This is a genomic window from Pseudoalteromonas sp. SG44-17 (genome assembly GCF_014164235.1).
Lineage (GTDB): Bacteria > Pseudomonadota > Gammaproteobacteria > Enterobacterales > Alteromonadaceae > Pseudoalteromonas > Pseudoalteromonas rhizosphaerae.
Genome location: NZ_JACJEV010000030.1, coordinates 42,288 through 55,591, shown reverse-complemented (window position 1 = coordinate 55,591; position 13,304 = coordinate 42,288). Strand labels below are relative to the sequence as shown.

Here is a 13,304-nt window from a genome sequence, read left to right as displayed (position 1 = left end):
ACCTAGAACTACGCGTCAATTAAATCTTCAACACCAACAATCAGCCAAGGCGCATCATCGCTGGTGGCACGCTCTAAGTGCCAAATTTCTAAAATAGGCTGTTCTTTATTATCGCCTAAGTCACGGTACTTCCCTTTAAAACGTACACTTACTTGCCATTTTTGTGTGTCGGTATCGGCACGTACAAGTTCTGCATCAATAAACATCACGTCAGTTGCAACGCTGTCAATCGCTTCACGTTCCGCTTTAAATTCAGCGACTAGTTCAGGGCTTAAGTATTCAGCCATCGTTGCATAGTCAGCATTATTCCATGCTGTTTGCAAAGTATGATAATGGCTACGCGCACCTTGTAAAAAGCCGTTAGTATCAAAGTTAGCGGGTAAATTAAACGGTACGTCATTGGTTTGACTAAATCCACTTGTAGTGGTGTGCTCAGACGCAGTTTGTTTCATTTGCGGTGCAGTAAATGCTCCTTGCGCATGCGCCATTACAGGGGCGTTTTTACGACGTATTATACCGATGATAAGTTTAAAGATAATAAAGGCAATACCTGCCATTAAAATTATCTCAAGTAGTTGCATCCCTTCAAAGTCATCGCCCATCATTGCGGCGATTAATCCACCGGCTAATAAGCCGCCAAAAATACCTGCCATCATGCCTTTTTTGCTTGATTTTGGTTTTGCAGCAGGGGCGAGGGTATTGGTATCTGTTTGTTGTTTTTGTGCGGTTTGTTGTGTTTCTGGTGTTTGGCCACGTTTTTTACTACCAAACTTTTTACGTGCTTGTGCATCAAAACTTGCAGTACATAGTAGAGCAAGCAATGAAAATATAACAATCAGGTTTTTCATGAAGTTCCTTAAAACAAATTAGAACGGCGATTCTAAAGTAGTTCAGGAATTAGATAAATAGCGACAAACTGAATTAGTTCTAAAATGCTCAGTAGCTTGGTCAATAGACTAATTTAAAAGCAATTATTGGTTCAAGCAGGAAGAATATAACGATTGTTTCGCGAAGGTATAAATTGCATTGCCGTTATAATAACGGCAATGCAAAAGGAAGGTTAATTTAACCAGCGGATCGCACCATTAATACGATCATTGTAATTTTCTAATGGCGCACCAAGACTTGCTACTAAAATAGTATCTGCGTCAGCACCACGGTTAATATGGCCTTCAAAACGATCGTCTTGAAAATCATCGTCGCCGATGCCAAACGATTGCTGTTTTGATGGCACTATAAATACCGTCATCGGGCCATAGTCTGATTCAAAAACCAGGTGTAATCCCTTTTGGCCTTTAAAGTCACAAAACATTAGGTAAGTCACTTTACCTGGCAATTCATCTAAATGGCCGCCTAACACAGCAAATTTTTCATTTACCGTTGCTAAGCTGATTGCTTCGGTCTTTTGCAGCGAATTAATTTCATAGTAAACATGAGCAAGCGCATGTTCGCCAGCTGCGTACGCAACATTTTGTTCGCTGCTAAATAAAAATGCTCCCACAGCCACTAATACTGAGGCTGCCATGGCAAGTGATAAACGAGCACGTTTAAAACGTGTACTTGCCTCAACTACATTATCTGTTCGTTGCGGCGGTGTTTGCGCGCTGGTATCAGCTGGTGCTTGGTTGAGTTGCTCAGTTGTGACCGACTCGTTTTGTGCATGCGCTGCGGTGTTTGCTAAAATACGCTCGGCAAGACCTGCTGGCACCGGTACGTCAAGTGCATTGGCAAGCTCTAAATCAAAGGCCTGCATATCATTAATAAATTCTTGTCGCTCAGAGTGTTGCTCTGCAAACTCCACAAGCTCCTTATCTGTGCTGTTTGGCTGTGCGCTAATTCGGCGACGAAACTCGAGATCATCCATTAATTTGATGCCCCTTTAAGTTGTTCATCATCACGGCTCAATGCCTCTTTTAACTGGTTTCTGGCGCGGTATAAACGCGTCATAACCGTGTTTTTATTTAAATCTAATATTTCTGCTATCTCTTCACCGGAGCAGCCCATAACGACTTGTAATAATAATGGCTCGCGGTATTCATCAGGTAACTTAGCGATTTGACGTTGGATCACTGTTTGTTCCATTTCGTCATCCAAGGTGACGCTTTTTTCGTCAACTAAGGTGTCGTTTTCAACATCGCTATAATCAAATTGTTTGCGTTCAAAACGACGGGCATTTTCCCGGCGTAAAATAGTCAATAGCCATGGCTTAGCTGCTTTTTGATCTAATAATGAATCCAGAGATCGCCAAGCACGTAAAAATGTTTCTTGGACAAGATCTTCGGCAATATTAGGGTCGCGGCAGAGCCAATAAGCAAAGCGATATAATTCGCTATGATAAACATGAACAAGTTTTTCATAGCGTGTTTTTTTCTCTGCCATATCAACTAAGACCTGACTTTTAGAGTTTTCATTTCCAAGCATAAGCACTTTTTTTATTTATTTTAAGTTATTTACTATTTGAGCGCGGGGATTGCTCCCCGTCACTTAAACTCTATTTATAAAGTCCTTTTAATACAGCTTGTTGTGATTTTTTTTGTACTTTACGTTGCTCTTCTAACATGCCGACAATCGCAATTAAATCAACATCTGTATCATTAGGACTATAGAGTGCAGCCCTTAGTTTAGCAATATGTTGACTAAGCTGTGCATTATCAGCTAGTTGTTCGAGCTTGTCTATTGCACCGCTCGATTGTTTTGTTAAGTGCATTGCGTAACGATTTAGCGCCTGATAAAAGGCACTTACATCATTGCTTTTAGCGTGTTTCTTTAATTCATCTAATGAAATTGATGAATCACTATGGGTTACTGTCGGCTTTGCTTGCATCAAGCTGCGCTGAGATTGACTGCGCCACCATAAAATCAAGGTAATAAACCATAATAAATAACCAATCACACTGATAATAATTAACCATAGCGGATACTGATTTATCGGCGTTGCTTGATAACTTATTGCTGCAGCATCTGTTGTTGCGCTTTGTGATGGCGTAAGTGGCTGCGCAGCAACGGCTGCTGGAGTGCTTGTGCTACTAGGTGTTACTGTAATAGTACGAGCTGGTAGTGTTGCATAACTGATCCGGTTAATCTTAGTGTTATACCAAGGCACGCTTACCTCTGGCAGTGTATAAGTGCCTGGCATCTGCGGTAACAAAGCGTACGAGGCTGTTTGTTGTGATATTACCCGACCATCGCGAACCAAATGATTATTTTCTTTTTCATCTGGGTAACTGCGAATACCTTTGATTTCAGGCAGTTCAATATCAGGTAGTTGCTCTTTGGTGATACCAAGTGCAGTTAAGGTCAGCGTTCGCGTAATAGGTGTACCCACTTCTACTGTGTCGTCAGCGGGTTGCCATTGCTCATCTAAATTAACTAATTCACTAGGCAGCCATGCACCTTGGTAGTCACTTGGTATCGGTTTAATTTCAATATCGACATTATCACCCAGTGCAGATACATCTAATTGGCGATAGTCTTGGCGAATTCGACCTTGAAAAGTTGGTGCTTGAATCGTGTAACTACCACTTTTTTGGGGCTGTACTAAATACTCGCGAGTGATCACTAAGTAACGCTTACCATCAACAAGTTCATAGTTTTCAGTCTGCTTGCCGATTTGACTTAGCTGCGCATCGGGCATCGCGGGGGCACTTAAATTACCATCAAGTAACTCTTTGGCAAGATATAGCTTAACCGTGTAAAGCCCTGCCTCTTGAACAAATAGGCTGTCACTTGAAAGCGATGCTTTAATAAAAATATCGTTGTTTTGCTGCGCATCTTTACTGCGTTCAGCCACTTTTAATGCAATGGGCGCAGAGCTGACACCAGCTACACTAAATGCTGGGATTGTATAATCACCGGCAGTGCGGGTCATAAGTTTAATAGACCAAGTGGTTTCTTTTGAAATACTACCATTAATGATGTTTGTGCGGGTGCTGACACTGGTGCGGCCAACCACGAAGTCTTTTAACAGGACTGAGGTATCAGGTTGATCATTTTTTATGGTGTCATCTGCACTGATATTGAGCATAAAAAATTCACCCGCTAGTACCGGGTTTTTATCAACACTGGCTTGTAATTGCGTAACGGCCCACGAGGGCATAGCGCTGATAAGCAATAAACAACAGATTAATCGCATTACCATGATTTTTCGACTCCTTGTGGACGGCGTTGATTGTTTCGTTTTTGGGCTTCTAATTGCATTTTGTTACGTAACAGGATTGCGGGATCATCGGGTACTTTTCGCAATAACTGACTAAGCTGCTGCGCTTTCTCTTTCTCTTCGTTGGTAAGCTCTGCGGTTTGTGCTTGCATAGCTTGTTGCTTTGCCGCTTCTTCAGCTTGTTGCTGTTGTTCAGGAGTCATTTGTGGCTGCGCCTGCTTATCATCGTTTGCAGAGTCATCTTGGGGCTCGGTTTGCGCATCTTGTTGCTGTTGCCCATCAGTTTTATCACCTTGCTCAGGTTCCGCCTCCATTTGTGGCTCGTTTTGCTTGTCAGTTTGTTGATCAGATGGTTTGCCATCTTGCTGATCATCACTTTGCTTAGATTGATCGCCTTGTTGAGATTGCTGGTCCTGATTTGGCTGTTCACCTTGCTGTGACTTATCTTTATTTTGCTGATCTTGACCTTGTTCACCATCTTGGCTTTTTTGATCTTGGTTTTGTTCGCCGTCTTGGCCTTGTTGATTTTGCTGCTGTTGCTGTTGATTTTTCAATTGCTCAACGAGTGCCTGATTTTCTTTTGCTTGGGTAAAGTCGTCTTGCAAAGTTTGTGCTTGCTGATAGGCGGCAATTGCTTCGTCTAGCTTGCCTGCCTTTGCTAGAGCATTACCGTAATTATATAAACCAGTGGCGCTTTTATCTTGGCTAAATTGTGCCAATGCAGCATCAAAATTACCTTGCTGGTAAAGCGCCGCGCCTTTTAGTTGACTAGAATCTGCTGTGGCAGCTTGCTCATATTCACCTTGTTGATAGGCGTCCAGCGCACGTTGATCTTGATTTTTAAATACCGAAGGCAGCTCTACTGCATAAGCATTGTGTTGCGGTAAAAAGCTCACCACTAAAAATGCAGCTGCAAAAGCTCCTCGGCGAAAAATCCACAGCATCATTGGCAGTAAAATAAACAAGCCATAAATCCCCGCATCAATACGCCAGAGCGCTTGACTTTGTTTTTCATTTTTCAGTATTTCACTATTTGCACTGGGAGCAAAAATTTGAATATCGCGGGCACTCGGTTGATAAGTCGCAAATTTACCGCCACTGTTTCTTGCTAGACCATTAAGCATACTGATGTTGATGGTGGGCACCACAATTTGCCCGTAACTATCTTTTAAAAACCCACCTTCAGGAAGTTTAATTGGCGCGCCTTGCTCTGTTCCGATACCATAAATGTTTAATCGATAAGGGTTAGCGTCTGTAAATTGGCTGATATCTTGTTGCTCACTTTGTTCAATACCATCTGTTACTAAGATAATATCGCCTTCAAGGTATCCAGCTTGTGTTAATAACTCTTTTGCAGCATCAAGCCCAGCAAGCACGTTGGAGCCTTTATCAGGCATGATATCTGGGCTTAAACTTGGGATCAGGTTTTCAAGCGTCGCGGCATCATTGGTTAGCGGCGAAATGGTATAAGCAGTGCCTGCATAGGCCACTAACGCAGTGTCACCTTCTTTAAATAGTTTGATCATATCCAGCGCTTTGAAGCGCGCTTGCACTAAACGACTGGGCGCAATATCCGTGCTGTACATCGATAGCGACATATCCATCACAATTACACGGGCATTTTTGCTTTGAAATACCGGCACTTGTTTTTCTTCAAAACTGGGCCCTGCGCTAAAAATGACGGCTAACACTGCAAAGAGGGCAATTAGCCACATGGGTTGCGTGTTTTTTTGGTTGTTGGTGTTGATCACAAATTTTGCTAAGTGAGCTGCTATTAATTCACCTTGGCTGGTTTTCTTGTGCTTTATTATTGCAATAGTAAACACTAAACACACAGGAACTAATAACCACAATACGGTCGGGCGGATAAATTCAAAGTCCATTAGGCCTCCTGTCTTAATGCTTTTGCACTGATAAACATAACGCGCAGACCAATCAAGGTCAGTGCAATTAATAAAGGGAAGTAAAATAACGCACTTTGTGGGCGAAAGGTTTGCTCATCAGCGCTGATCGGCTCAAGTTTATCAAGTTCTTGATAAATTTGTTGTAAGCCGGCAACGTCTTTTGCGCGAAAATAAAGGCCGCCAGTTTGTTCGGCAATACGTTTTAGCAGGGTTTCATCTAAACTACCTCCGCTCATGCCTCCCATATTAAATAAGCTAAAGCCACGCGGATTATCAGAGCCTACGCCGATGGTATACACTTTAATGCCTTCTTCGCGGGCAAGCAGTAAGGCTTCTTCTGGATCTAAGTTACCGGCGGTGTTTTGACCATCTGTTAATAACACCACAATGCGATTGCTTTCATCTTTACTGGCAAAACGTTTTACTGATAAGCCCAGTGCATCGCCAATGGCGGTGGCACGGCCAACCAAGCCTATTTGCGCTTCTGATAGCATTTGGCTTACGGTTTTAACGTCTCGCGTTAGTGGTGTTTGTAAAAATGCCGTATCACCAAATAAAATCAGCCCTAAACGATCGCCTTGACGTTGCTCAATAAAGTCACTTAATACCGCTTTTACCATAGTTAAACGGTCAACATATTGGCCCTGATAAGCCATATCTTGCTCGGTCATTGATCCTGACAAATCCACAGCTAGCATGATATCGCGGCCTTCGTTAGGTAAGGTAATTGGCTCATCAAGCCAGGTTGGGTTAGCTAAAGCGGTGACTAAAAGCAACCAAACCAACCATTCAAATATACTAATACCACGCGCCTGTTGCTGGACAACTTGCGCGCCTAAATTGTGTTTGGCGAAGCTTGGAATACGTAAGCGGGTATTGCCTTCACTGTGCACTGGCTTAAATAAGCGCAACAACCAAGGCAGCGGTAATAATACAAATAACCAAGGCCAGCTAAATTCAAACATTCAGCGGCTCCTTTAATTTAAATTGCACAATGGCGAGTTTTAATTTCTGTGCCAGCGCAGTTTGATTGCTTTGTGATTGATAAAGGCTCATCAGTTCGTGTTCAGTAAATTGTTGTCCGGTCAGCTTATTTAGAGTAATACACCATTGTTTCGTGCCTTGTGATGCAGCACTTTGCTGATAATAGTGTAAAACCAGGCGTTTAATTAAAATATGTAGTTGCTGGGCATCTTCTGCGTGTTGTTCACTGAGGGAAATAGCTTGGCGTTTGGCTTTTTTAAACTGCCGTGCCCGGTACAACTGGTAACTTATAAAGCTTACAGTTACGAGTAACACGACAATGATGAGCCACCAAATAGGTGCTAAAGGCCACCAAGAAACATGGCTTGGCACAATCACATCATGGAGGCCAGCTAATGGAGAGGTTTGCATATTACTTTCTCACTAATTGCAGCTCAAGAGGTGTGGCTGCATTGAATGATATTAAATTAAGACCCGATTTAGTTAAGCGTTGCATTCGTGTGGTAAATGCTTGCTCAGCAGTTTTAGCAAATTTATCACGAAAACTTTTATCCATCAGCGGTAACGCAAAGTCACTGCCGTTGGCGCTAACCGTGACTGTTTGTTTAAACGCCGGTAGCTGATGCTCAAATGGGTCGCTAATATGGCAGCCGATCAGTTCACAATGTCGACTCAGTATTTCTAGTTGTTTAAAACTGGCATCATCAAGGGCGCTAAAATCTGACACTAAATAGACTAAGCTGCCCGGCTTGGCTAAATGATTCAAACGTTTTAGATTATCACTGAGTTTATTGTCTGCGGGCTCATCAATCTGCGCGAGTGCTTGCTGGTGGTTATTACACAAATTGTGGCATAGTTTTAACACGGCTTTTTCGCGGGCGCTGGGCTTGAGCTCTAAATGACCGTGTTGATTAAACACTATGCCACCGATGCGATCGCCGCGTTGGCACGCTGACCACGCAACCAAGGCACTGATATGCGCCGCTTGCACAGATTTAAGTAATAGCTTTGAGCCAAACAGCATTGAATTAGAAAAGTCTGTAAACACAAACACTGGCCGTTCTTTTTCTTCTTGAAACAACTTAGTGTGTGTTTCGCCAGTACGTGCTGTAACGCGCCAATCAATTGAGCGAATATCATCGCCTTGTTGATAATGACGTACTTCAGCAAACTCCATACCACGGCCTTTATGAGGCGCGAGATATTGGCCGGTCAGGCTATTTCTAATTTTAACTTTTGGCGCAAGCTCTAATAAGCGAGCTTTCGCTTTATAATACATCAGCTCTTTCAAGCCTAAGTCGACCCCATGGCTATGACTTAGGCTGAGCCACTGTTGGTTATCTAATTGGCTTTGCATGGTTTATGGCACGGCAACAAGTTCTAAAATACGGCTAATGACTTGATCTTTAGTAACGCCATCGGCTTGTGCTTCATAACTTAAAATAATGCGATGGCGCAGAACATTATGTAACACAGCTTGAATATCATCTGGAGCAACAAAGTCACGACCTTGTAACCATGCATGAGCACGGGCACATTTATCTAAGGCGATGGTGGCACGCGGACTTGCGCCATATTCAATCCAGCTGCCTAATTGGGCGTCTAGTTTTGCGCCTTCACGCGTTGCAATAATAAGTTGCACTAAATATTGCTCAAGTGGCTCAGCTAAATACAGCCCTAAAATTGCTTTGCGAGAGGCAAATAAATCGCTTTGACTAATTTGTTGTGCTGGTGCTTGATGCTCGCTCAACGCTTCGCCACGGGTAAGGCGTAAAATATCAAGCTCATGCTCGGCGCCTGGATAATCAATACTTAGGTGGAGTAAGAAACGGTCTAATTGCGCCTCTGGTAGCGGGTAAGTGCCTTCTTGCTCCAGTGGATTTTGGGTTGCCATCACCATAAATAAATCCGACAGCGGATAAGTGTTTTTACCAACCGTGACTTGGCGCTCAGCCATGGCTTCTAATAAGGCTGATTGCACTTTAGCTGGGGCACGGTTAATTTCGTCGGCTAAAATTAGGTTATGAAATAGTGGGCCTTTTTCAAAAACGAATTCGCTGGTCTGTTGGCGGTAAATATCAGTACCGGTTACGTCAGCAGGTAATAGATCTGGGGTAAACTGTACGCGTTGGAATGAGCCTTCAACGCCTTTGGCTAATGCATTTACTGCGCGAGTTTTAGCAAGCCCTGGAGGGCCTTCTACTAATAAGTGACCATCGGCTAAAATAGCAATAAGTAGTGCTTGCGTTAATTCTGGCTGGCCAATAATTTGGCTATCTAAATAAGTTTTTAATTGTGAAAATACGTTAGTGGCCATAGTAAAAAAACTGTCCTGATTTGCAAGGTTTATAAAAGCTTAACTAGTAATATGGGTAAATAGTTTATAACACAAGTGTTAGACTCAAGTTTTCAAAATAGTTCGTTATTTTTTAACGATTTTTACCCTAGCATAGAAAGCGCAGTATTTTTTGTAAATATGCTAAAAAAAGCCTATGGTTGGTAACTAATTATACTATTTTCAATTTCGCTATTGGCTTTAGCACACGGGTTGTTTAGAATCGAGGAAAACAAACAGGTCAGACCTGTCAGCGGGAGAGCATTAATGTCTGAGCAAAATATACTAAAAACAGCAAAGGGCGATCGTATTGCCATCGTCAGTGGTTTACGTACGCCATTTGCTAAACAAGCAACTGCATTTCATCATGTACCAGCCCTTGATATGGGGAAGTTAGTCGTTAACGAAATGCTTGAACGTCTTAACTTTGATAAATCTGAAATTGATCAATTAGTGTTTGGTCAAGTAGTACAAATGCCAGAAGCGCCAAACATTGCCCGCGAAATCGTATTGGGTACTGGCATGCCAGTATCTGTTGATGCGTACTCCGTATCACGCGCTTGTGCCACTAGTTTTCAGGCGATTGCTAATGTGGCTGAATCAATCATGGCAGGTTCGGTGCAAGTGGGTATTGCTGGTGGTGCAGACTCGTCATCGGTATTGCCAATCGGCGTAAGTAAAAAATTAGCAGGTAGCCTTGTTGATCTCAATAAAGCACGTACCTTAGGTCAGCGCTTAAAAATATTCTCTAAGCTGCGTTTAAAAGATTTATTACCAGTACCGCCTGCGGTTGCAGAATATTCAACTGGTTTATCTATGGGTCAAACTGCCGAGCAGATGGCAAAAACTCACAGTATTAGCCGTGAAGATCAAGATGCCTTAGCACATCGTTCACATACTCTTGCTAGCCAAGCATGGGCAGATGGTAAACTTGCTGATGAAGTGATGACTGCACATTTACCGCCGTATAAAAGTTTTATCGAACAAGATAATAATATTCGCCATAATTCAACGGTTGAAGGGTACGCTAAATTAAAACCAGCGTTTGACCGTCAGCATGGCTCAGTCACTGCTGCAAACTCAACACCGCTAACTGATGGTGCAGCAGCGGTATTAATGATGAGCGAAAGTAAAGCCAAAGCATTAGGCTATAACATTTTAGGTTATGTACGTAGCTTTGCATTCTCTGCCATTGGTGTGAATGAAGACATGCTAATGGGGCCGGCTCATTCAACGCCTGTTGCCTTAGCGAGAGCTGGCATAACGCTTGCCGATCTTGATTTAATTGAAATGCACGAAGCCTTTGCAGCACAAACGTTAGCGAACATGAAAATGTTTGCCTCAGATAAGTTTGCGCAAGAAAAACTCGGTCGCAGCAAAGCGATTGGTGAAATTAACATGGATAAGTTTAACGTTTTAGGCGGTTCGCTTGCATATGGTCATCCATTTGCAGCCACCGGCGCACGACTTATCACCCAAAGTTTACATGAACTCAACCGCCGTGGCGGTGGCTTAGCACTAACAACTGCGTGTGCCGCAGGTGGCTTAGGTGCAGCCTTTGTATTGGAGAGTGCGTAATGACACAGTCAGTATTTAATTTAGACGTTGATGATAGCGGTATTGCCGTTGTCACCATTGATGTGCCGGGCGAAAAAATGAATACCCTGCGCGACACTTTTGCAGATGATTTAACAGCCTTACTTGATGACGCAAAACAGCAGTCAGTGAAGGGCATGGTATTCATTAGTGGTAAAAGCGATAACTTTATTGCTGGTGCTGATGTAAAAATGCTTGATAACGTGCAAAGTCGTGATGATGCACTGGCGATCAGCGAATTATGCCACCGTGCATTTTTTGATATGAAAAAACTGCCATTTCCAACTGTTAGTGCCATTCATGGTGCGGCATTGGGTGGTGGTTTAGAATTTGCCTTGGCGTGCGATTATCGCGTATGTACAGACAGTGATATCACTAAACTAGGCTTACCTGAAGTACAACTTGGTTTATTACCCGGTGGTGGTGGAACGCAACGCTTGCCTAAACTGGTTGGTTTGCAAAAAGCCCTTGAGTGGACGTTAACAGGTAAACAAATTCGCGCTAAACAAGCTAAAAAATCGGGTTTGGTAGATGATTGTGTACCACAGACCGTATTGCTAAAAGTAGCAAAAGAATTTGCTTCAAAAGGTAAAGCGAAAGCGGCCAAGCCTAAGCTTGATCGTATTAGCCAATTATTAGAATCGAATCCGTTTGGCCGAAACTTCATCTTTAAAAAAGCACAAGAAAATGTACTGAAAAAAACCGGTGGTCATTATCCTGCGCCGTTGGCTATTATCAAAGCAATACGCGCAAGTGTTGAGCTGGATGAACTAAAAGCTTATAAAACAGAAGCGGAAGGTTTTGCTACTTTAGTAATGAGTAGCGAATCAAAGTCATTACGTGGGATATTTTTTGCCACCACTGAAATGAAAAAAGAGTGGCGCAACGACGACGCTCCAGCAATCACTAAAACAGCCGTACTAGGCGGTGGTTTAATGGGCGCAGGTATTGCCCATGTTAGTGCTGTAAAAGCCGGTGTACCAGTTCGTATCAAAGATGTTGCAGAGCAGGGCATAAGTAATGCCATGAATTACAGCTATAAAATTTTAGATAAAAAGCAAAAGCGCCGTATTTTATCTAAGGCTGAACTGCAACAAACTATGAACCGAATTACTGGTACAACTAACTACAGTGGTTTTAAACACATTGATTTAGTGATTGAAGCGGTATTTGAAGACCTAAGCCTTAAGCAAGGTATGGTGGCAGATGTAGAACGTGAATGCCAAGCAAACACAATTTTTGCTAGTAACACGTCATCATTGCCTATCTCACAAATTGCGGCAGAAGCTGCCCGTCCAGAGAATGTAATTGGCTTACATTATTTCTCACCAGTTGAGAAAATGCCATTGGTTGAAATCATTCCACACGAAGGCACCTCAGAAGAGACTATCGCCCGGATTGTAAATTTTGCCCGTAAGCAAGGTAAAACACCAATCGTTGTTAAAGATAGCGCAGGCTTTTACGTTAACCGTATTTTAGCGCCTTATGTGAATGAAGCGGCTAACTTATTACTGGCAGGTGAGCCAATTGAAAAGATTGATGCGGCACTCGTTGAGTTTGGTTTCCCTGTTGGACCATTAGCACTATTAGACGAAGTCGGCATTGATATCGGCTCTAAGATTGCGCCAATTCTTGAAAAAGAACTCGGTGATCGTTTTAAAGCACCCGATGCGTTTTCACGTTTAATTGATGCCAAACGCTTAGGCCGGAAGACTGGCCGTGGTTTTTATCTTTACGATAAGAAAGCTAAAAAAGTAGACGAATCAGTTTACGAATTACTCGGCGTGAGCCCATCACCACGTTTAAATAAAAGCGAAATTGCTAAACGTTGTGTGGCACAAATGCTTAACGAAGCTGCCCGCTGTTTAGACGAAGGCATTATTGCCAGTCCTCGTGATGGTGATATTGGCGCAATCTTTGGTATTGGCTTCCCGCCATTTTTAGGTGGTCCATTCAGCTATATGGATAAACTTGGCGCAAACAAAGTAAGCTCAGAAATGGCTACTTTTGCTAATTTTAATCCGGTATTTGCGCCGTGTGCAGCTTTAGTTGCGATGGCTGATGCTGGTGCAAGCTTTTATCAGCCTGAGCCTGCACAGCCAAGTAAAGCAGTTGTGGTAGAACAAACCGTGGCGGCTACGCAAGACGTTACCGATGTAGAACCTGTCGAAGCGGTTGAGGCTCAAGAAGTTATTGTTCCGCCAGCGCCAGCTACTGAAGCTGAATCGGTAACCGACACGCACCCAGCCGATGCAAGCGATGATAAAGTGAAATAGTATTTAATTGCTAGTTATAAAAACGCACGGATAGTTTGAAGTGCGTTTTTTTA

11 protein-coding genes are annotated in these 13,304 nt (G+C 42.9%); 2 read left to right on the top strand and 9 right to left on the bottom strand.

Annotated features, from left to right (window positions below; genetic code table 11):
• Window positions 1–8: 8 nt before the first annotated feature.
• The 9 genes from H5182_RS17610 to H5182_RS17570 all read right to left on the bottom strand — a co-directional run bounded on the left by H5182_RS17610 (window position 9) and on the right by H5182_RS17570 (window position 9,361).
• Window positions 9–848, bottom strand: coding sequence for a Tim44 domain-containing protein (locus H5182_RS17610; RefSeq protein WP_182731352.1), 840 nt, complete (start codon window positions 846–848; stop codon window positions 9–11).
• Between the two features lie 212 nt (window positions 849–1,060).
• Window positions 1,061–1,864, bottom strand: coding sequence for a DUF3379 family protein (locus tag H5182_RS17605; RefSeq protein ID WP_182760391.1), 804 nt, complete (start codon window positions 1,862–1,864; stop codon window positions 1,061–1,063).
• Window positions 1,864–2,421, bottom strand: a complete 558-nt coding sequence (locus H5182_RS17600; RefSeq protein WP_149983044.1) for a sigma-70 family RNA polymerase sigma factor — start codon at window positions 2,419–2,421, stop codon at window positions 1,864–1,866. The genes H5182_RS17605 and H5182_RS17600 overlap by 1 nt, the downstream gene beginning before the upstream one ends.
• Window positions 2,422–2,491: 70 nt before the next feature.
• Entirely contained in the window at window positions 2,492–4,138 is a 1,647-nt protein-coding gene (locus tag H5182_RS17595) for a BatD family protein (protein ID WP_182740091.1), read from the bottom strand.
• On the bottom strand, window positions 4,132–6,039 hold the full coding sequence (locus H5182_RS17590; protein ID WP_145240349.1) for a VWA domain-containing protein: 1,908 nt from the start codon (window positions 6,037–6,039) through the stop codon (window positions 4,132–4,134). Before H5182_RS17590 ends, H5182_RS17595 begins: the two co-directional genes overlap by 7 nt.
• The gene (locus tag H5182_RS17585) at window positions 6,039–7,025 is read right to left on the bottom strand and encodes a VWA domain-containing protein (protein WP_145240351.1); all 987 of its coding nucleotides are present in this window, start codon (window positions 7,023–7,025) and stop codon (window positions 6,039–6,041) included. The genes H5182_RS17590 and H5182_RS17585 overlap by 1 nt, the downstream gene beginning before the upstream one ends.
• On the bottom strand, window positions 7,018–7,455 hold the full coding sequence (locus H5182_RS17580; protein WP_145240353.1) for a DUF4381 domain-containing protein: 438 nt from the start codon (window positions 7,453–7,455) through the stop codon (window positions 7,018–7,020). Before H5182_RS17580 ends, H5182_RS17585 begins: the two co-directional genes overlap by 8 nt.
• 1 nt (window position 7,456) lies before the next feature.
• A complete protein-coding gene (locus H5182_RS17575; RefSeq protein WP_145240355.1) occupies window positions 7,457–8,401 on the bottom strand; it encodes a DUF58 domain-containing protein in 945 nt (314 codons plus the stop codon).
• A 3-nt stretch (window positions 8,402–8,404) separates the two neighbouring features.
• Entirely contained in the window at window positions 8,405–9,361 is a 957-nt protein-coding gene (locus tag H5182_RS17570; protein ID WP_064667661.1) for a MoxR family ATPase, read from the bottom strand.
• 285 nt (window positions 9,362–9,646) lie between these two features.
• On the opposite strand from H5182_RS17570, the gene fadI reads away from it, so the two are divergent.
• Window positions 9,647–10,957, top strand: coding sequence for an acetyl-CoA C-acyltransferase FadI (fadI, locus tag H5182_RS17565; RefSeq protein ID WP_145240359.1), 1,311 nt, complete (start codon window positions 9,647–9,649; stop codon window positions 10,955–10,957).
• Window positions 10,957–13,251, top strand: coding sequence for a fatty acid oxidation complex subunit alpha FadJ (gene fadJ, locus H5182_RS17560; protein ID WP_182731357.1), 2,295 nt, complete (start codon window positions 10,957–10,959; stop codon window positions 13,249–13,251). Before fadI ends, fadJ begins: the two co-directional genes overlap by 1 nt.
• Window positions 13,252–13,304: the final 53 nt, after the last annotated feature.